At 70.2% G+C, this 17,949-nt stretch carries 18 protein-coding genes; 4 read left to right on the top strand and 14 right to left on the bottom strand.

The window, feature by feature from the left end:
* The first annotated feature begins 37 nt into the window (after positions 1-37).
* Positions 38-1,285 carry a metallophosphoesterase gene (locus tag ACHMXE_RS43530; protein ID WP_395349561.1) on the top strand — a complete coding sequence of 416 codons (1,248 nt, stop codon included), beginning with the start codon at positions 38-40 and terminating at the stop codon, positions 1,283-1,285.
* A 9-nt stretch (positions 1,286-1,294) separates the two neighbouring features.
* On the opposite strand, the gene ACHMXE_RS43525 is transcribed toward ACHMXE_RS43530, so the two are convergent.
* The gene (locus ACHMXE_RS43525; RefSeq protein ID WP_395349560.1) at positions 1,295-1,813 is read right to left on the bottom strand and encodes a polyhydroxyalkanoate granule-associated phasin; all 519 of its coding nucleotides are present in this window, start codon (positions 1,811-1,813) and stop codon (positions 1,295-1,297) included.
* A 228-nt stretch (positions 1,814-2,041) separates the two neighbouring features.
* Here ACHMXE_RS43525 and ACHMXE_RS43520 point away from each other — a divergent pair, with 228 nt between their 5' ends.
* The gene (locus tag ACHMXE_RS43520) at positions 2,042-2,617 is read left to right on the top strand and encodes an acyloxyacyl hydrolase (protein ID WP_203203487.1); all 576 of its coding nucleotides are present in this window, start codon (positions 2,042-2,044) and stop codon (positions 2,615-2,617) included.
* Here ACHMXE_RS43520 and ACHMXE_RS43515 read toward each other — a convergent pair.
* The 3 genes from ACHMXE_RS43515 to ACHMXE_RS43505 are packed head-to-tail and all read right to left on the bottom strand — an operon-like array spanning position 2,608 to position 5,614.
* Entirely contained in the window at positions 2,608-3,603 is a 996-nt protein-coding gene (locus tag ACHMXE_RS43515; protein ID WP_203203488.1) for a lysylphosphatidylglycerol synthase domain-containing protein, read from the bottom strand. The genes ACHMXE_RS43520 and ACHMXE_RS43515 overlap by 10 nt on opposite strands.
* Positions 3,600-4,871 carry a cardiolipin synthase ClsB gene (clsB, locus tag ACHMXE_RS43510; protein ID WP_203203489.1) on the bottom strand — a complete coding sequence of 424 codons (1,272 nt, stop codon included), beginning with the start codon at positions 4,869-4,871 and terminating at the stop codon, positions 3,600-3,602. Before clsB ends, ACHMXE_RS43515 begins: the two co-directional genes overlap by 4 nt.
* 14 nt (positions 4,872-4,885) lie before the next feature.
* Complete coding sequence (locus ACHMXE_RS43505) at positions 4,886-5,614, bottom strand: endonuclease/exonuclease/phosphatase family protein (protein WP_203206035.1); 729 nt, start codon at positions 5,612-5,614, stop codon at positions 4,886-4,888.
* A gap of 377 nt (positions 5,615-5,991) precedes the next feature.
* On the opposite strand from ACHMXE_RS43505, the gene ACHMXE_RS43500 reads away from it, so the two are divergent.
* Positions 5,992-6,429 carry a serine/threonine protein kinase gene (locus tag ACHMXE_RS43500; RefSeq protein ID WP_203203490.1) on the top strand — a complete coding sequence of 146 codons (438 nt, stop codon included), beginning with the start codon at positions 5,992-5,994 and terminating at the stop codon, positions 6,427-6,429.
* A gap of 94 nt (positions 6,430-6,523) precedes the next feature.
* Here ACHMXE_RS43500 and ACHMXE_RS43495 read toward each other — a convergent pair whose 3' ends face one another.
* The 5 genes from ACHMXE_RS43495 to ACHMXE_RS43475 all read right to left on the bottom strand — a co-directional run bounded on the left by ACHMXE_RS43495 (position 6,524) and on the right by ACHMXE_RS43475 (position 11,395).
* Positions 6,524-7,096, bottom strand: a complete 573-nt coding sequence (locus ACHMXE_RS43495) for a Spy/CpxP family protein refolding chaperone (RefSeq protein ID WP_395349559.1) — start codon at positions 7,094-7,096, stop codon at positions 6,524-6,526.
* Between the two features lie 151 nt (positions 7,097-7,247).
* The gene (locus ACHMXE_RS43490; protein WP_209540225.1) at positions 7,248-8,321 is read right to left on the bottom strand and encodes a flavodoxin family protein; all 1,074 of its coding nucleotides are present in this window, start codon (positions 8,319-8,321) and stop codon (positions 7,248-7,250) included.
* Positions 8,322-8,413: 92 nt separating this feature from the next.
* Positions 8,414-9,313, bottom strand: a complete 900-nt coding sequence (locus ACHMXE_RS43485; RefSeq protein WP_395349558.1) for a pirin family protein — start codon at positions 9,311-9,313, stop codon at positions 8,414-8,416.
* Between the two features lie 52 nt (positions 9,314-9,365).
* Positions 9,366-9,929, bottom strand: a complete 564-nt coding sequence (locus tag ACHMXE_RS43480; RefSeq protein ID WP_395349557.1) for a hypothetical protein — start codon at positions 9,927-9,929, stop codon at positions 9,366-9,368.
* Positions 9,926-11,395 carry a carotenoid oxygenase family protein gene (locus ACHMXE_RS43475; RefSeq protein WP_395349556.1) on the bottom strand — a complete coding sequence of 490 codons (1,470 nt, stop codon included), beginning with the start codon at positions 11,393-11,395 and terminating at the stop codon, positions 9,926-9,928. Before ACHMXE_RS43475 ends, ACHMXE_RS43480 begins: the two co-directional genes overlap by 4 nt.
* 257 nt (positions 11,396-11,652) lie before the next feature.
* Between ACHMXE_RS43475 and ACHMXE_RS43470 the strand changes: the two genes are divergently transcribed.
* Positions 11,653-12,258, top strand: a complete 606-nt coding sequence (locus ACHMXE_RS43470) for a TetR/AcrR family transcriptional regulator (RefSeq protein ID WP_395349554.1) — start codon at positions 11,653-11,655, stop codon at positions 12,256-12,258.
* Between the two features lie 10 nt (positions 12,259-12,268).
* Here the strand turns inward: ACHMXE_RS43470 and ACHMXE_RS43465 are convergent, their stop codons facing one another.
* From ACHMXE_RS43465 to ACHMXE_RS43445, 5 genes are read right to left on the bottom strand one after another with little or no spacing between them, the layout of a single operon-like run.
* Positions 12,269-13,015, bottom strand: a complete 747-nt coding sequence (locus ACHMXE_RS43465; RefSeq protein WP_395349552.1) for a GNAT family N-acetyltransferase — start codon at positions 13,013-13,015, stop codon at positions 12,269-12,271.
* Entirely contained in the window at positions 13,012-14,301 is a 1,290-nt protein-coding gene (locus ACHMXE_RS43460; protein WP_395349551.1) for a biosynthetic peptidoglycan transglycosylase, read from the bottom strand. Before ACHMXE_RS43460 ends, ACHMXE_RS43465 begins: the two co-directional genes overlap by 4 nt.
* Positions 14,298-14,825 carry a hypothetical protein gene (locus ACHMXE_RS43455; protein WP_395353049.1) on the bottom strand — a complete coding sequence of 176 codons (528 nt, stop codon included), beginning with the start codon at positions 14,823-14,825 and terminating at the stop codon, positions 14,298-14,300. The genes ACHMXE_RS43460 and ACHMXE_RS43455 overlap by 4 nt, the downstream gene beginning before the upstream one ends.
* A gap of 43 nt (positions 14,826-14,868) precedes the next feature.
* Complete coding sequence (gene xrtQ, locus ACHMXE_RS43450) at positions 14,869-15,789, bottom strand: exosortase Q (protein WP_395349550.1); 921 nt, start codon at positions 15,787-15,789, stop codon at positions 14,869-14,871.
* A gap of 33 nt (positions 15,790-15,822) precedes the next feature.
* Positions 15,823-17,895: a VIT domain-containing protein gene (locus ACHMXE_RS43445; RefSeq protein ID WP_395349549.1), complete on the bottom strand. Its 2,073-nt coding sequence runs from the start codon at positions 17,893-17,895 to the stop codon at positions 15,823-15,825.
* Between the last annotated feature and the right edge of the window lie 54 nt (positions 17,896-17,949).

Here is a 17,949-nt window from a genome sequence, read left to right as displayed (position 1 = left end):
GCTGCGCTACTGAAAAAATAGCGTTGCGGCGACTTGAATGCACGGCATGCGCCTTGCAGATGACGTGTCCCGGGCAGTGCCCGAACCCATTGCCCCGATGCCGATCCGTCCCCTGAGCGTGCTGACCGCGCTCCTGCATGCCTACATCGCCCTGCGTCTGCTGCCCGCGGCCGCGGTGCTCACGCCGGCGTGGCCGATCGGTCTGCTGGCGCTGGTGGTGTCGGCGCTCACCATCCCGCTGCCCTTCCTGTCGCGGCACGCGCCGCGCAAGAAGCCGCTGCACGGCGCACTGCAATGGACCGGCCTGCTGAGCATGGGCTGGTTCTCGTCGCTGTTCGTGCTGACGCTGGTGCGCGACGCCGGCCTGCTGCTGACCTGGATCGCGCAGCGCGTGGCCGGCCTCGCGGTGCCGTGGGACACGCTGCGGCCCTGGAGCGCGCTGGCGGTGTTCGCGCTGGCCACGCTCGTCTCGCTGATCGGCTTCGTCAATGCGCGCCGCACCGCGGACGTGAAGCACGTCGACGTGCCGATCCGCGGGCTGCCGGCCGCGCTCAAGGGCTTCACGATCGTGCAGCTCAGCGACATCCACGTCGGCCCGACCATCCGCAACAGCTACATCCAGCGCATCGTCGACGCGGTGAACCGGCTCGGCGCCGACGCGATCGCGATCACCGGCGACCTGGTCGACGGCAGCGTGCCCGAACTGCGCGAGCACATCGCGCCGCTGGCCGGGCTGCGCGCGCGCCACGGCACCTTCGTGGTGACCGGCAACCACGAGTACTACGCGGGCGCCCATGCCTGGATCGACGAGCTGCGCCGCCTCGGGCTGCAGGTGCTGCTCAACGAGCACGTGGTGCTGCAGACGCGCAACGTGCGCGGCGCGCAGAACGACGAGGAAACCTTCGAGAGCCAATTGGTGCTGGCCGGCGTGACCGACTACACGGCCGGCCATTTCGACGCCTCGCACGAGAGCGATCCGCAGCGCGCGCTCGACGACGCACCGCCGCTGGTGCACACGCGCGTGCTGCTCGCGCACCAGCCGCGCAGCGCGCCGAAGGCGGCCGCGGCCGGCTTCCAGCTGCAGCTCTCGGGCCACACGCATGGCGGCCAGTTCTTCCCGTGGAACCTGTTCGTGCCGATGCAGCAGCCCTTCACGGCGGGCCTGCACCGGCTGCAGGACATGTGGATCTACGTGAGCCGCGGCACCGGCTACTGGGGCCCGCCCAAGCGCTTCGGCGCGCCGTCCGAGATCACGCTGCTGACGCTGATGCCGGCACGCGGCTGAGTGCTGCGCTCAGCCCTCGGCCTGCGCGCCGAGCCGCCGCGCGTTGGCGGTGGCCACCGCGTGGATCGGCTTCAATCCCTCGCTCGCGATGCGCGCCGTGCTGTTCGGCCAGCGCTGGGCCGCGTTCGCGGCGCGCGAGGCCGCGCGGATCAGCGCATCGCCATGCTCGGCGGCCTGCGCCGGCGTGACGCTGCCGGCCAGCGAGAGGAAGGCCGCGGCGCCATGCAGGCATTGCTGGCAGATGCGGCTCGCGAGGCCGATCTGGCTGCTGTGCCATTGCCGCGCCATCGCGAACCCCGAGGCATGCGCGGCCTCGAGCTTCTCGTCGCCCATGCGCCGGAATTCGACCAGGTCGTCGGCACTTGGCGCGAGCCCCGCCTGCGCGATGCGCTCGGTGCGCAGGCGGATCACGGTGCCCGATGACAGCAGCATCTCCTGCGTCTTGAGCGCGAGCTCGGTCCATTCGCGCAGCGGCCACAGCGGCCACGACGAAACGCTGAAGGAGGGAAGGGAAGAAGTGGATGACATCGTGGGGAGCGGCGTAATGCCTGCGAGGGAGATCGGCCCACTATAGGCCTGTCGCGCTGCAAATGCTGCAGTGCAACAAGAAGCCGAGCGCAATTCGTGGCGTCTCGCGCATGTTGTTGGCGAAGTCCTACCCCTCGACGTGGAAATCGCGCATCGGCACGACACAAAACTGAACGCAAAGTGAATATGACCCCTCGGTTTTCATCATTCGCTTTGGCGCTCCGGATCATGAGATTCAAAACACCCGCCCCGCTCCGTGCCGCCGCGCTGGCCGGACTGCTGGGCTTGCTGGGCGCCAGCGCCCACGCCTTCGAGGACGGCCAGCGCGGCTTCTACGTGGAAGGCGGGCGCGCCCCCCACGGCCAGATGGGCAGCACCAATGCCTTCACCGTCGGGATGACGCTGCCCTGGTCACCGCGACAGCCGGTGCAGGAAGGCGCGCTCACCTCCTACTGGGACGTCTTCCTCAGCGATTGGCACGCGCCCGCGCTCGACGATGGCCGGCGCGACTACGTGCAGATCGGCGCCATCTACACCTGGCGCTGGCGCTTTGCGCACGGCACTTCGCCCTGGTACGTCGAAGGCGGCGTGGGCGGCAGCGTGATGGACCACGTCTACCGGACACCCGATCGCAGCTTCAGCACCGCCTTCCAGTTCACCGAGGTGCTCGGCGTGGGCCGCAGCTTCGGCGAGCACGGGGAACACGACCTGTCGCTGCGCGTGCAGCACTTCTCCAACGGCGGCATCAAGAAGCCCAACCCCGGCGAGAACTTCGTGCGGGTGCGCTACACCTATCACTTCTGATGCGCGACGCGGGCCCGGCGCACGCGCCGCGCGCGCAGCTCGGTCGCGAAGTAGGCCAGCGTGGCGACCACCAGCGGCAGCAGGTAGTAGAGGCCTCGGTAGGCGAGCAGGGCAGCCAGCAGCTGCGCCTCGGCCACCTGGTGCGCGAGCAGCGCGACGAACACCGCTTCCAGCACGCCGAGCCCCGCCGGCACGTGCGTGATCACGCCGGCCACCGCGGCGACCAGCAGCACGGCCAGCACCTGCGGATAGGCGACCTGGCCCTGCAGCAGCAGCCAGATCACGCCACCGATCAGCGACCAGTTGGTGCACGACAGCAGGAACTGCAGCAGCGCCATGCGCAGGGTCGGCGTGCGCAGCTCGTGCCCGCGCACATGCCAGCGCTTCTCGTGCGCGAAGGCGCACACCAGCAGATAGACCGCGGCCAGCACCAGCAGCGCCGCGCCAAGCAGCCGCAACTCCTCGCCATCCACCTTCCACGCCGGCGGCAGGCCCAGCGGCCAGAAGAAGAAGGCGGCACCGGCCACCACCAGGTAGCCGATCCAGTTGGTGAGCATGCTGAAGCCCAGCACGCGCGTGATGGTGTCGTTGCGCAAGCCCAGCCGCGAATAGAGCCGGTAGCGGAAGGCCACGCCGCCCACCAGCGAACCGAGGTTGAGGTTGAAGGCGTAGCTGATGAAGGTCACGCCCATCACCGTGCCGGCGCGCAAGGGGTGGCCGGTGAGATGGCGCCCCAGCAGGTCGTAGGTGCTGTAGAGCGCGAAGCTGCAGGCCGCGAGCAGGCCGGCGCCGAGCAGCGTGAGAAGCGGCAGCGCCGTGATCGCGTCGCCGACCTCGTGCCAGTCGATGGAACGCGCCTGGCTCACGAGCAGCCAGGCCACGAGCCCGAAGAAGCCCCACACCAGCGTTCGCTTGGCCCAGGGCCAGGCGCGGCGCCAGCCGCTGGCGGGCAACGCGTGCAGGCGGCCGCCAGCCGCCGTCGTCATGCGGCCTCCGTCGACGCGGGCGCGCCCTCGACGCCGTCGCCGTGGTCCCGGCGCCGCCGGTCGCCGAGGTCGGTGACCTCCACCGGCTTGAGCCGCGGCACATGGCGCGGCAGCCAGCCGAGCAGCGAGGGATACCAGCGCATCAAGTGGAAGATGAAGAAGCTGCGCACCAGCCGCCAGCCGCTCCATTCGCTCGCGAGGTCGGCCGTGTCGATCTGCTTGCAGCTGTGTTGCATCAGGTGGTCGAGGCGCTCGTACAGCAGCGTGTTGAAGGCCGCGTCGCGCACCACCACGTTGGCCTCGAGGTTGAGCGACAGGCTCAGCGGATCGAGGTTGCTCGAGCCCACGGTGCTCCAGCGGTCGTCCATCAGCGCGACCTTGCCGTGCAGCGGCCGCTCGCAGTATTCGTAGATGCGCACGCCCGCATGCAGCAGGTGGTGGTAGAGCATGCTCGCGGCCGTCTTCACGATCGGCATGTCGGGCTCGCCCTGCAGGATCAGCCGCACGTCGACGCCACGCCGCGCCGCGCGCCGCAGCTCCTTGATGAGCCGGTAGCCCGGAAAGAAGTAGGCGTTGGCGATCACGATGCGCTCGCGCGCGCTGCGGATCGCGGCGCGGTAGTGGCGCTCGATGTCGTTGGTGTGGTGGCGGTTGTCGCGCGTGACGAACATCGCTTCCACATCGCCGACCACCGTGTCGCCCACGGGTGGCGCCTGCCTGAGCCGGCGCCGGAACCAGCCCGGCCCCTTGCCGCCGAGCGCGATCGCACGCAGCGCGAAATGGTGGATCTGCGCCACGATCGGCCCGGTGAGTTCGACCGCGTAGTCCTGCTTGGCCTTGGGGCCGAAGTCCATCAAGTGGTCGGCCGAATAGTTGATGCCGCCGACGAACGCGCGCTCGCCATCGATCACCACGATCTTGCGGTGCATGCGGCGGAACACGTTGAGCCGCTGGCCCAGGAAGCGATGGCCCGGATCGAACACGCGCACCTTCACGCCGGCTTGGCTCAGCTCCTCGAGGAACTCGCGCGAGAGATCGGGCGAGCCGAAGCCGTCGATCATCAGGTCGACCTTCACGCCGCGCCGCGCCGCTTCGCACATGGCGGCATGCAGGTCGAGACCCACCTTGTCCTCGAACAGGATGAAGGTCTCGATGACCACTTCGCGTTGCGCCGCGCGGATCGCCTCGAACACGCGCGGGAAGAACTGCTCGCCGTTCTCCAGCAGCTCGATGCGGTTGCCCGCGACCCAGGGGTTGCCGTTGCTCATGGATGGATGCGCCTTCAGAGATCGATCTCGGCCACCAGCGGCGCATGGTCGGACAGGTGCGACCAGGGCCGGCGCGGCAGCACCACCGGTGCGTGCACGCCGGCATTTCGCACGTAGATGCGGTCCAGCGGCAGCACGGGGAAGCGCGAGGGGAAGGTCTTGGCCGCACGGCCGTGCGCGTGCACGAACACCTCGCGCAGCGACGCGCCCTCGGCCAGGGTCGCATGCGCGCGGCCGCGCCAGTCGTTGAAGTCGCCCGCCACGATCAGCGGCGCATCGGCCGGCACCTCGTCGCGCACGATGTGGCACAGGAGCTCGAGCTGCTGCTGCCGATGCGCCTCGGCCAGGCCGAGGTGGGCGCAGATCGCGTGCACGTCCACCGTGCGGCCCGGCAGGCGCAGCACGCAGTGCAGCAGCCCGCGCTTCTCGGGGCCGGCCACCGACACGTCGTGGTTGCGGTGGTGCACGATCGGAAACTTCGACAGCAGCGCATTGCCGTGGTGGCCCTTGGGATAGACCGCGTTGCGCCCGTAGGCGAACTGCGGCCACATCGTGTCGGCCAGGAATTCGTAGTGCGGCGCCTCGGGCCAGTTGCTCACGCGCCGCGAATGGCGCGAATGCGTGCCCAGCACCTCCTGCAAGAACACCACGTCGGCGCCCACGGTTCGCACCGCGTCGCGCAGCTCGGGCAGGATGAACTTGCGGTTGAGCGCGGTGAAGCCCTTGTGGGTGTTCACCGTCATGACCTTCAGCGACACGGGCGCGGCGGCAAGTCCCGCCACGGTCGCGGGGCCGGGCGGGTTGGCGCCCAGGGCGTGGGCGGCTTCCGCGTTCGCGGCGGATTCGTTCGTGAAGATCGGTGTGGAGGACATCGGATTTCGGGTTGTACGTGCTCGATCCGGGCCCGCCTGTAGGAACGCGCCACCTTCTTGTGGCGCCTCCAGCCCTCCGACGCGAGAGGCTCGCCGCGCCTTCGCGCGTGGCCGGCCGGCTCCTACAGGCAGCCCTGACGCACCCCCACAAGGCCGCGACGACACGACTCCTACGGTGAATTCAGGACGTCGGGAAAGGCGTCCGCGATTTCTTCACCCACATTCACGAGACGCAAAGGAAACCGATCATGAAACACGCACAGCAACGACTTCTTCGAGCCACCCTGCTGGCCGGCCTGATGGGTGCCGGCAGCTTCGCGATGGCGCAGACCTCCTCGATGCCCGCGGCGCCCGATCCGGCGGTGGGCGGCCAGGCCAGCACGCAGTCGCCGACGGGCGTGGCCAACCCCACGCAGCGTCCCGACGGCTTCGAGCCGGTGTCGCGCGAGGCCGTGAAGGCCGAGGCACGCGCCCACAACCGCAACAACACCAACACGCTGGTGCCCAAGGGCGAGGCCAGCACCACGATGAACGGCCAGCCGAACATGGTGATGGCGCCGACTGGCGATCAGTCGCGCTGGGAAGTGAGCCAGCAGGGCCGCAAGGTGAAGCCGCACTTCGGCCAGCCGGGCGAGCGCCCGGAAGTGCCGACCAACCCGACCGAGAAGACCGGTACGCCGAAGTAACCGGGTCGAGCCGAAAAAAGGCCCGCAACGCGTGAAGCGTTGCGGGCCTTTGTCATGGGCCGCCCTCGACGACCGAGTCGAGGGCTTCGTCGGCTCAACCCTTGGCCGGTTGGGCGTCGGGGCCGCCATGGTGGCCGCCGCGATGGAAACGATGGCCGCCGAAGTGCATGCTCTCGGCGTCGAAGGTCTTCTGCTGCTCGGGCGTCAGCGCGGCATAGAAGGACTTCGTGGCGTCGGCGCGCTTGGCGAACATCGCGCTGCGTTCGGCCTGGCGGGCCTGCATGCGTTCGATGCGCTGCGGCGTGGTCAGCTTGGCGAAGTCGGCGCGGGTCATGCGCTGGCCATCGGGACGCGGGCCGGGCGGCTGCGTCGCGCTGGTGTAGCTGGACCATGCGCTTTCCTGCGAGGCATTGAGCTTCAGCTTGTCCTTGAGGGCCGCGAGCCGCTTGGCGCGATGTTCCTGCATGCGTTCGAGACGCTTGGCCGGATCCATGCGCTTGTGCTCCGCGTGGGCCTTGCGCTGCGGCGCCGTGCCGTCGGCCTGCGCCACGGCAGCGGTGGGTGCCGCGGTCGTGGGCGACGGCGTCTGGGCGAAAGCGCCCGACGATGCGAGGGCGGCCGAGCCCAGCAGGCCGGCCCAGAGGATGCGTTGGCGGAGAGAGATCATGAGAGTGCTTCCTTTCGAAGAACCGCCGCCGATGGGCAGCTGGTGAGACGAAGTGTGGAAGCCTTCTGTAACCCGTCGGTGAGCCCTGCGTGAGCCTGCGTAAAGAATGGTGAATGGCGACGCGGGCCGTCGTGGATTTCCGGCGCGCGAGCTACTTGGGACGCGGCCTCTTCAGGCCCCGGTCAGGCGACTTGAGCTTGCCGGTGCGCAGTTGCCGCACCGCCTGCGCCACCGCGCGCGCGACGTTGCGCACCTCCTCCTGCAGGTCGGCATCGGCATCGAGCGTGTCGTGGCTGGTGGCATAGGGCTCGTAGTAGCCGATGTAGCGGTCGAGCTGCGCCGCATTGCCCGCATCGATCAGCCCCATCCAGTCGAGCCAGTCGCAGAGGTTGCGCCGCACGCTCTCGATGCCGGCCACGTCGCCATGCACCACCACGCCGTAGGCGCGGCCATCGAGGTGCTTGGGATAGCCCCAGCCCTCGAGCTCGAGCGCCTTGGCTTCCTCTGCCTTCTTGCCGTGCGTGCTGGTGGGATCGGGGTTGCCGCCATCGGCGCACACCAGCCGGTCGATCATCAGCTTGAGCGGGCTCGTGGCCTGGTACCAGTGAGCGGGCGTGAGCACGATCACGCCATGCGCCGCGGTCCAGCGTTCGTAGATCTCGTTCATCCAGTCGCCGGTCTGGCGCAGCGAATGGTTGGGATAGCAGCTGCAGGGCCAGTGGCACAGCGGCATCGCGGTCGAGACGCAGCCCTTGCACGGATGGATCTCGCGGCCGTAGTCGGAGGTCAGGAGGCTGAGGTCGAGCACGTCGGTCTTCACGCCGCTGCCCTCGAGCACCTCGCGCGCGAGCTGCGTCAGCCGCCAGGTCTTGGAGATCTCGCCGGGACAGGTGCCGTCGTTGCGCGGCGAGCCATTGACCAGCAGCACGCGCGAATGGCTCTGCGGATCGGCCCACTTCGCATGCGCGGCGTCGATGCGCGCCTTCGCCTCGAGCCATTCCACCGAGAGCTCGTAGTCGGGATCGGCATAGCCGGGCCCGGCCTTGCGCGTGACCGGCGCCTTGCGGCCCTCGTGGTAGGCCTCCCAGGCAATCAGCTCGATGCGCCGCAGCGATTCGGACTCGGCCTGGAAGGCCGGGTCCTGGAAGTCCTGCATGAAGCGTTCATGGAACTCGGCGCGCTGCAGCGTGGCGGGCGCCTGTCCTTTTCGGATCGTGGGGGGCATGTGGGCAACGTAGAAGCCCCGCCGAGTCACGCGCGCCGCCTTGCATGCCGACACGCGGTAGGCGCAGGCCGCACCGCCGCGTCGGCGCAGGCTCAGCCGAAGCGGCCCTGGCGGAAGTCGTCGACCGCCTGCTTGATCTGCTCGGGCGTGTTCATCACGAACGGGCCGTACTGCACGATGGGTTCGTGCAATGGCTGGCCCGCGATCAGCAGCGCGCGCGCCGGGCTGTGGTTGGTCGAGCCGGCGCGCAGCAGCACGCCGTCGCTGCCGGCCTCGTTCGCGAGGATCGCCATGCGCCGCGTCGGCACCTCGCTGCCCGCGATCCACAGCGATTCGCGGAACACGTAGATCAGCGCGTTGTGCGACGGCGGCAGCGGCTGCGCGAACTCGGCGCCCGGCGGCAGCGTGATGTCGAGGTACAGCGGCTCGGTGCGCTCGCGCCGCACGGCGCCCTCGATGCCGTGGCTCGCGCCCGCGATCACGCGCACCTGCACGCCCGCGGCGGTGGTGAACTCGGGGATCTCCGCGCTCTGGATGTCGCGGTACCAGGGCTCGCGCAGCTTCTCGTCGGCCGGCAGGTTGAGCCAGAGCTGGAAGCCTTCCATCAGGCCCTCCTGCTGCTCGGGCAGCTCGCTGTGCACCAGGCCGCGGCCCGCGGTCATCCACTGCACGCCACCGTTCTCGAGCAGGCCCTCGTGGCCCGCGCTGTCGCGGTGCCGCATGCGGCCGGCGATCATGTAGGTGACCGTCTCGAAGCCGCGGTGCGGATGGTTCGGAAAGCCGCCGACGTAGTCGCCGGGGTTGTCGCTGCCGAAGGCATCGAGCATGAGATAGGGATCGAGCCGCTTCTGCAGCGGCTGGCCGAGCACGCGCGTGAGCTTCACGCCGTCGCCATCGCTGGCCGACACACCGGCCACGATGTGGTCGATGCCGCGCGGCGCGGCCACGGGCTCGGTGGGATGGTGGAGATGGTGATGGTTCGTCTGGGTCATCCGGCCATGGTCGCACCAATGGCCCGACCGCGCCACCCGAGGGGACGGGCGCTCAACCCCCGGCCGCGGCTTCGAAGCGCGCGCGCATGTGCTCGGGGTACCACTGCGTGAAGCGGATCGCGCCGACGATGGCCACGACCGTGACCGCGATGCCCACCCACAGCGGCAGCGAGGGCACATAGACCATCGCCACGTCGGCCAGCACCATCAGCGCGAAGGCCACGGCCCAGGCGGCGGTGATGACCATGTTGACCAGCTTGAAGCCCGGCAGCACCCAGACCTCGGGCGGCGTCTGCTCCTTCGCGTACTGCAGGGTGAAGGGCTGGCCGATGGCCATCGAGGCCAGCACCACCAGCAGCAGGCCGGCGTCGACGCGCAGCCGCACGCCGAGCAGCGACCATTCGGTGTGCGTGGCGAGCGCGTACACGGCGAGGCCGCCAAACAGCAGCACGGTGCCGATCTCGAGCACCTTGACCGTGCGCTTGGGCGTGAGCCAGTCGCGCAGCAGCAGCACGGCCGACAGCGCCGCCGCGGCCGAGAGCGCGGGCACCACGCCGAGCAGGCGGTCGAACAGCGCGAAGACGATGAAGGGCGCGAAGGCCAGCAGCATGCTCATGACGACGCTCCGAAGCGCACGGTGGGTTGGGCATCGGCCCGTGTGGCCGCGCCGGGCACGCTGCCCGCGGCATCGAACCAGTTGCCATGGAAGCCCACGGGCACGCGGTGCGGCAGCGCGGCGGTGCACAGCGGGCCGTTTGCCACGGCGCGCGCATCGAAGATGGCGAGCTCGCTGGTGTGGGTGGCGCCGCGCCAGATGGTGGCGAGCAGCCAGCCGTCGCCTTCTTCGGCCTGCGCCGAGCGCGGCACGAACACGGCCTCGGACATCGTGTCGGGCGCCGGCAGCCTGTAGATCCCGCGCTCGCCGTTGGCATGGTCGACGTGCGCGAGGCCCGCGAAGTTGCGCCGTGCCTCGGTGGGACCCTCGTCGTCGCGCAGCACGTACCAGCCATGGCGGTAGGGCAGGCCGGCGAAGCGGTCGTCGATGCGCGGGAATTCGCCGGGGCGCGGATCGAGCACGGTGCGCGTGAATTCGCGCGCCGGGTTCGCGAGCTCGAACCGCCAGCGCACCAGGCGCGCGGGCGGATCGCCCGCGCCGATCGGCGAGCCGTCGGGACGCGGGAACAGCGGCGGGGTGTCGAACTGCATCACGTCGGCGTACAGGCTGCCGTCGGCTTCCCAGGCATTCATCACGTGGAACACGTAGCAGGCCGGGCCGCGCCACCAGACGATGTCGGCGCTGCTGCCGCCGCGCGGCATCAGGCCGACGCGCGTGCCGAACTCGGGCTCCCAGGCATAGGGCGGGCGGCCCTGCTGGGCGCGCTCGAGGCTGGCGGTGATCGGCATGATCGGGAACATCACGTGGCCCTCGGTCACCATGAAGTCGTGGACCATGCTGGCATAGGGCGCCTCGAAGGTCTCGAAGCGCGTGACGCGGCCGTCGGCCGCGATGCTGCCGAAGCTCATGCCCGCCGACAGCGGCGCGGGCGTGCCGTAGCCGAAGAACAGCAGCTCGCCGGTGCGCGGATCGGTCTTGGGATGGGCCGTGAAGCTGCCGTGCAGGCGGCCGTCGAGGTCGGTGGCGCCGAGCGTGTCGAGCCCGGGCAGCGTCAACTCGATCGGCAGGTGCGCTTCTTCCAGCGCGAGCATGCGGCCGGCATGGCCGATCACGTTGGTGTTGCCGGTGCCGTCGTCCTCGCGCTTCGGCGCCTCGCCCTCGGTGCTCTGGAAGCCGACGCGGCGCCGCTCCTGCCCTTCGACCGTGGCCTGCCAGCGCTGGGTGCGCACCCAGCGGTTGCGGTAGTGCACCGCGCCGTCGGCGATGTGGAAGGCATGCAGCATGCCGTCGCCGGCGAACCAGTGGGCGCGCGGATCGGGCGCCACCGGGTTCGGGCCGTTGCGCACCAACGTGCCGCGCAGGCCGGCGGGCAGCGCGCCCTTCAGCGGCAGCGGACCGACGTCGGTCTCGAAGTCGATCGGGCCCATGTTGGAAGGCGGGGCGCTGCGGGTGACGGCATCGTTCATCGGGGTTCCTTCGGATCGTCGGCCGGGGCCGATAGGGGGTTGGAAAAGCGGGGAGGGCTTATCTTTCCAGTGGAAATATCGTCGAGCCATCCGATGAAGTCAAGAGATTTTTCCAGTGGTAAGATTTTTGGATGCCTGCTGCTTCCCGTCCGCGCCGCTCCCGTTCCACGGAACCGGCCACCGCCGAATCTTCGCCGGCCACAGCGGCCACACCGGCCGAGTCCGCCGCGCCGGCCCGCCGCTACCACCACGGCGCCTTGCCCGATGCCTTGCTGGCCGCGGCCGAGACCGTGCTGCGGCGCGACGGCATCGCCGGGCTTGGCCTGCGCGCGATCGCGCGCGAAGCGGGTGTGTCGCACACCGCGCCCAAGCACCACTTCGGCGACACCACCGGCCTGTTGAGTTCGCTCGCCGCCGTGGGGTTCCATCGCCTGGCCGACGCGATGCGCACCTCGGCGCCCGAGGGCGCCGACGCCAGCGCGCGGCGCAATGCGATCGGCCGCGCCTACGTGCATTTCGCGCACGGGAACCCGGCGCTGTTCGGGCTGATGTTCCGCACCGAGAAGATCGACATGCTGCATCCCGTGCTGGGCGCCGCGGCCGCCGAGGCGATGCGCGTGATGGCCTCGATCATCGGCGGCGCGCCGCGGCTGCCCGACAGCCCGCCCACCTCGCTGAGCAATGCCGAAGCCATGCAGATGACCTCGGCCTGGGGCTATGTGCACGGGCTCGCGGTGCTGCTGATCGATCACCGGCTGCGCGGCATCCTCAAGCTCGCGCCGGGTTTCGACGATCCGCTGGCGCTGGTCGACGCGGCGCTGGACGAGGTGCGCTTCGGGCTGGAGCTCGAGCCGCGCGACTGAGCCTGCCGCTTCAGCTCGAAGGCTGCCAGTACCGGTACTGCCAGCGCGTCTCGAAACCCGCGCGCCGGTACAGCGCCAGCGCGGGATCGTTCTGCGCCTCGACCTGCAGGAACACCTTTTCGAACCCGCGCTCGAGCGCCACGCGCGCCAGCCCCGCGAGCACGCGTCCGGCCAGGCCACGCCCGCGCTGCGCGGCGTCGGTGCGCATGCCGTGCACGCTGGCCCAGCCATGGCCGAAGGCCATCGCGCCCGCGGCCACGGTGCGGCCGCCTTCGCGCACGCTCGCATAGAGCGAACCCTGGGCACGCGCCAGCACGCGCACGCGGTGGGCGCCATCCACGGGATCGAAACCCTCGCCGAGGAACAGCGCCGCCCAGGCGTCGTCGGGCGCGGTATCGACCTCGGCCGGCAGCGCGCCGGTCGGCGCCACGGCCTGCATCCGCCGCAAGGTGGCGGTCTGTACCAGTGTGGGCTTGGCGCCGCGATAGCGCCGGGCTTCGAGTTCGGCACGCAGGCCGTCGAAGCATTCCAGGTCGGCCAACCGCAGCATGGGCGGGAGCCCCTGCGCGGCGTAGCGCTGCTCGATCCGCTCGAGCGTGCCCTCGGCCGCCGGCGCATGGTGCAGCGGCACCGCGGAGCGGGCGCGCGAGACCGTGCCGTGATCGAAGGGCAGCAGCCAGCCCTCGATGGCGCCGACGGCATCGGGCGACACGGCCGCGACCGTGGCGCGCTCGATCGCTTCGACCTCGGCGCTCATGGATTCGGCTCCGGTGGCGCGAACTTCGCGCTGGCCACGCTCTTGAGCAGCGCCTCACGCTGGTTGCGGCTGATGCCGCGCACGCCCTCGGCCACCCACTTCACGCGGTCGGGATCGATGGCGCCGTCGCGCCGCCACTGCTCGAGCACCGCCTGCGGCTTGTGCAGCATGGCCGCGAGCCAGACCGCCTGCGCGGGTTCGAGGTTGCGCGCGCTGCGCTTGAAATAGCGCTTGGCCGCGGCCTCGGCGCCGCACAGGTTGCCGCCCCAGGGCGCGTTGTCGAGGTAGAGCTGCAGGATGCGCGCCTTGCCCAGCGTCTGTTCCATCTCGACCGCGTAGAGCATTTCGCGCAGCTTGCGCTCGGCCGTGCGCTCGCTGCCGGTCGCGAGCAGCTTCGCGAGCTGCTGCGTGAGCGTGCTGCCGCCGCGCTTCTGCGCGCCTTCCTTCTGGTTGTTGTCGATCGAGGCCAGGATCTCGGTCAGGTCGTAGCCGGTGTGGGTGAAGAAGCGCTGGTCCTCCGCGGCGATGACCGCGCGCGCGAGCCAGCTGTCGTTGGTCAGCCTGGCCGAGGGGCCGCAGCTGGTACGCGCGCCCAGCATGGCCTCGGTGCCCAGACCCTCGACCGTGAACTGGCTGATGGTGGGCAGCACCGAGAAGGTGGCTTCGGGCAGCACGACGTGGCCGCGCAATGCCAGCGTGCCGCCGATGCGCGCGCGCTGCAGCTCGGGCAGGCCGGGCACGAGCACCGCGTACCAGCGCGCGATCGGCGCGTCCTGGATGTCGACGCTGAGCTGCAGGTTCTTCGGCGCGAGGCGGCCTTCCCATTTGCCCTGCAGCGTGGCGGCGGGATCGCCCGCGGGCGATCCCTGCGGCGTGGCGCCGAGCGTGCCGTTGAGCGTGTTGCCGTCGCGGCGCACCGTGGCCACCAGCTGCTGCACGCGGATCGGCTGCGCGCCGAGTGCCGGCAGCTCCACGCTGCATGGCGCGCAGTGCAGCTCGAGCAGGCCGTCGGCCGCCTTCCAGGCGAAGCGCACGGTGCCGTGGCCGGTATCGAGAGAGCGACCGTCGAGCCATGGCGCGAACCAGGGCGAGGTGGCGATGCGCACCGCGGTCGGCACGCCGGTCTCGAAGGCGAGCGGACCGGCCTTCACCGTGGTGCGCCATTCGCCGGGCGCGGGCGCCAGCGCGAGCTTGACGATCAGGAAGATGGCCACGCCGGCCGTGATCACCAGGGCCAGCAGGCCGAAGAGGAAGAATCTGAGAGTTTTTTTCAGCAACGGGTTCACATCGGTCTCGCCACGGTGACGGCTTGCCACGGTCCGTTCGACCGGCCGCTGGCTGCCGCCCAGTACCAGGCTGAAGTGTCGGTGAAAGCGGCGCCGTCGGCGTCGACGATGCGCTCGCAGACGCGTAACTTTTGCCCGCCGTGCCGTTGCGCAACAAAACAGCGCCACAAATGCGATTCGCCGGCCTGCACCTGCTGCTCCAGCCGCTCCTGCGCGATGCGGTAGCCGAGCGCGCGATAGCAGTCGGCGGCCGGATGCATCATGCGCGTGGGCTCGCGCACCTCGCGCATCACCAGGGTCTGGCGGCCGTCGGTCATGCGGCCGATGGCGCCCGGGAAACGGTCGGCGAAGCGCTGCTCCACCTCGCTGAGCGCGAGCGGACGCAGCGCGGCACCGTCCCATTCGCGCGGCCACTCGATCGTGCTCGCCACCGACGCGGCCACGGCCGGCGTGCGCAGCGCGGCGGCGCCCGACCACAGGATGCACAGCAGCATCGCGACGGCGAACAGTGTCTTGTGGCCCATGCGGTTGATGAAGTGGTTCGCAAACAGGCGCTCGAACAGGCGCTCAATGGGCAGTGTCGACACGGCGGCCTCCCTGGGTGGTGATCAGGCTCGGAACGGGCCGCATGACGAAATCGAGGCCCGCGTCGCAGCGCTCGCGCGCCATCAGCCGCGCGATGGCACCGCACACCAGCGCCAACACGGTCAGGCCCAGCGCGTTGTGCGCCCACGGCGCCAGCGGATGGCCGGCGCCCTCGCAGGCGATCAGCACGCTGTTGCGCACGATGTTGCCGGCCAGCACCGCGAGGCCGACCAGCGGCAGCCGGGCCAGGAAGCCACGGTCGGCGCGCCGCGCCCACAGCGCGACGGCGCAGGCCGTGAAGTAGCCGAGCCAGACCATCTGCACGCCCGAACACGGCGCATCGACGATCACCATCCGGCCATCGATCAGCAGGGTGCTGCCTTCGCGCGCCACCTCGAAGCCCGGTGCCAGCAACCAGCGGCTGGCCTCGGCCGTCACCACGCGCAGCGGATAGCCGGCATAGAACTGCAGCGAGGACAGCAGCGGCAGCGCCAGCACCGCGAGGCCCGCGACCGGCACGGCCGCCACGCGGCGCGGCAGGAAGGCCATGAGGCCCACCGCCAATGACAGCACCGCCAGCAGGCCGGCCGCGAGCGGCGGCAGCGCGGGCAGGCCGCCGAGGCCGGTGCGCAGCACGGTCGCCGCGAGCGTGCCGGCACCTGCGAGCGCGAGCCAGCCCAGCCGCGGCGCGGCGCGCAGCTCGCCGCGGCACTGCCAGGCCAATGCCGCGAGCGCGACCAGCGCCAGCAGCCCGAGCGGATCGTCCGATCCGTCGACCATGCGCCGCAGCATCCAGCCCCAGGTCGGCACCAGCGCGGCGAACTGCAGGGCCAGCCAGCCGGCGGCCGGGAATCGGTCGATGCGGATGCCCCGAATCCACGATGCGTGGATGGCGGTGGGCAAGCGTTGCCAGAGACATGAGGTCGTGCTCCCGCATCAGGCCGTGAAACGGCGTGCATCGTGGCGGCGCGCGCGGCGGCGCAGCATCGCCAGCACCGACAGCACGACCGCGATGGCGCCCAACGTCTCGGGTTCGGGTGTGCTCGGCACCTCGGCACCGAGCGCGCCGCCGTCCACCGCGCTGTCGCTCACGCCCTGTGGCATCGGCAGCGGCTGGTTCACGCTCGCGCTGTCCTGCGGCGCGGCATTGCGCACCACCTTGTCGACCGCGATGAAGCTGGTGTACTGGGTCAGCAGGCCGTACTTGAGGCCGAGCTCGGTGATGCGGTCCTTGAAGGCGGCGCTGCCTTCGAGCGCTTCCTGGTCGCTCAGGCTCTGGATGCGATGGCGCGCCCACAGCGTGCGCAGCGCGGCCGTGTCCTGGCGCGTGCGCGCATCGATGCGCACCTCCTGGCGGTACGGGCCCTCGGCGCCCTGGCCCTCGACGATCACGCGCCCGCGCGCTTCGCCGCGCCACTTGCCGAACACGATCACCGGCCGTTCACCCAGCACGTCGGGCAGCGCCTGCGGTTCCACGTCGTACACGTCGAGCCCGCCGAAGGTGGCCTTCACGCTGGTCAGCACCGGCGACTCGACCATGCGGCGGAAACGCGCGGCCTGCTCGGGCGCCTGCACCGGGTCGGTGATGATGAAGGGCTCGCCCATGCCGGCACGCGCGATGCCTTCCATCAGGCTGCGGTTGACCGAGGATCCGATGCCGAAAGCGAACACGTTGGCCTTCGACAGGTTGTTGCGCACCAGCTCGAAGGCCTCGCGCTCCACCGTCACGTAGCCGTCGGTCACCACCACCACGGTGCGCGAGACCTTCTCGTCCTTCGGCTCCGCGTACACGCGCTTGAGCGCCGGGATCAGCTCGGTGCTGCCGCTGCCGTTGAAGTTCTTGATGGTGGCCAGCGCCTGTTCGATGTTGGCGCGGGTCGCGGGCACCGAGGCCGGCGACAGCATCTTGTTGCTGCCCGAGAACAGCAGCACGTTGAAGGTGTCGCTGGGGCGCAGGCCGCCGATCAGGCGCTCGAGCACCACCTTCGCGGTATCGAGCGGAAAGCCGTGCATCGAGCCCGAGATGTCGACCACGAAGATGTAGTCACGCGGCGAGATGGCACTGGCGGCCACGGCCTTGGGCGGCTCGACCATCGCGAGGAAGAAGTTCTCGGCGTTCTCGCCCTGGCCCTTGTAGAGCATCAGGCCCGATTCGATCTTTTCACCCGCGAGGCGATAGTCGAGCACGAAGTCGCGGTTGTCGGCCGGGTGGCCGTCGGCGGCCAGCACGATCTCGGCATGGCGGTCCTCGTCGCTCTTCTTCACGTCGATCGCGTGCGTCGCCGAGCGGATCTCCTTCAGGCCCATCGGCGTGTCGATGCTGGCCTTGAGCCGGAAGGTGGTGCCGGCCGCGACGCCCGCGCGCAGCGTGGGCTGCCCGACCCAGGGCGCCTGCGCATTCGAGGACTGCGGGCTGTTGTAGCGCGGGCCCACCACGGTGGGGAACACGAATGCGTAGTTGCCCGACTGCGGCACCAGCAGCTCGCTGTAGCGCAGCTCCACCTTCACGTCGTCGCCCGGCAGGATGTTGGCGACGTTCATCTGGAACACGTTCGGCAGGTGCTGCTCGAGCAGCGCGGCGGTCTTGCCCTCGCGCTTGGCGGTGTCGTATTCGATCTTCGCCTGCTGCTTCTCGCGGATCTGCGCGGTGATCAGGCGGTCGCCCAGGCGCACGTTGAGGCCGCTCACGGCCGCCTGGGTCGAGCCCGGGAACACGTACTTGGCCTCGATGGGGCGCTGGCCCTCGTTGCGGTAGGTCTGGGTCACCGTCACGTCGGCGATCACGCCCGAGATCTTCACCGAGACCTCGGTGCCCTTGAGCGGCAGCCGGTCGATCGAGGGATCGTCGCTCTTCACGAAGAAGTACGGGCTCTCGGTCTTCAGGCGCGGCCCGGCTGCTTCCTGCGCATGCACGGGATTCAGGCTCAGCGCGACGAAGCCCGCGACCGCGAGGCTCAGCGTCGCCAGCCAGAGCCAGCGGCCGGGTCGGTGGGTGGAGGGGGTGTGCATGTCGGGTCCTCTTCTCTGTGTATCGGATGGCCCGCACTGTCGCCAGCCCGCGAG

It is taken from the genome of Variovorax sp. UC122_21 (assembly GCF_044056785.1).
Taxonomy (GTDB): Bacteria; Pseudomonadota; Gammaproteobacteria; order Burkholderiales; family Burkholderiaceae_C; genus Variovorax.
This window is presented reverse-complemented; position numbering and strand designations above follow the sequence as displayed.

What these genes read in the sequence shown, in the direction of transcription:
- ACHMXE_RS43530 (WP_395349561.1), top strand. Translation starts at nt 38, where the DNA reads ATGCACGGCATGCGCCTTGCAGATGACGTGTCCCGGGCAGTGCCCGAA.
- ACHMXE_RS43525 (WP_395349560.1), bottom strand. Translation starts at nt 1,813, where the DNA reads ATGTCATCCACTTCTTCCCTTCCCTCCTTCAGCGTTTCGTCGTGGCCG.
- ACHMXE_RS43520 (WP_203203487.1), top strand. Translation starts at nt 2,042, where the DNA reads ATGAGATTCAAAACACCCGCCCCGCTCCGTGCCGCCGCGCTGGCCGGA.
- ACHMXE_RS43515 (WP_203203488.1), bottom strand. Translation starts at nt 3,603, where the DNA reads ATGACGACGGCGGCTGGCGGCCGCCTGCACGCGTTGCCCGCCAGCGGC.
- clsB (WP_203203489.1), bottom strand. Translation starts at nt 4,871, where the DNA reads ATGAGCAACGGCAACCCCTGGGTCGCGGGCAACCGCATCGAGCTGCTG.
- ACHMXE_RS43505 (WP_203206035.1), bottom strand. Translation starts at nt 5,614, where the DNA reads ATGACGGTGAACACCCACAAGGGCTTCACCGCGCTCAACCGCAAGTTC.
- ACHMXE_RS43500 (WP_203203490.1), top strand. Translation starts at nt 5,992, where the DNA reads ATGAAACACGCACAGCAACGACTTCTTCGAGCCACCCTGCTGGCCGGC.
- ACHMXE_RS43495 (WP_395349559.1), bottom strand. Translation starts at nt 7,096, where the DNA reads ATGATCTCTCTCCGCCAACGCATCCTCTGGGCCGGCCTGCTGGGCTCG.
- ACHMXE_RS43490 (WP_209540225.1), bottom strand. Translation starts at nt 8,321, where the DNA reads ATGCCCCCCACGATCCGAAAAGGACAGGCGCCCGCCACGCTGCAGCGC.
- ACHMXE_RS43485 (WP_395349558.1), bottom strand. Translation starts at nt 9,313, where the DNA reads ATGACCCAGACGAACCATCACCATCTCCACCATCCCACCGAGCCCGTG.
- ACHMXE_RS43480 (WP_395349557.1), bottom strand. Translation starts at nt 9,929, where the DNA reads ATGAGCATGCTGCTGGCCTTCGCGCCCTTCATCGTCTTCGCGCTGTTC.
- ACHMXE_RS43475 (WP_395349556.1), bottom strand. Translation starts at nt 11,395, where the DNA reads ATGAACGATGCCGTCACCCGCAGCGCCCCGCCTTCCAACATGGGCCCG.
- ACHMXE_RS43465 (WP_395349552.1), bottom strand. Translation starts at nt 13,015, where the DNA reads ATGAGCGCCGAGGTCGAAGCGATCGAGCGCGCCACGGTCGCGGCCGTG.
- ACHMXE_RS43455 (WP_395353049.1), bottom strand. Translation starts at nt 14,825, where the DNA reads ATGGGCCACAAGACACTGTTCGCCGTCGCGATGCTGCTGTGCATCCTG.
- ACHMXE_RS43445 (WP_395349549.1), bottom strand. Translation starts at nt 17,895, where the DNA reads ATGCACACCCCCTCCACCCACCGACCCGGCCGCTGGCTCTGGCTGGCG.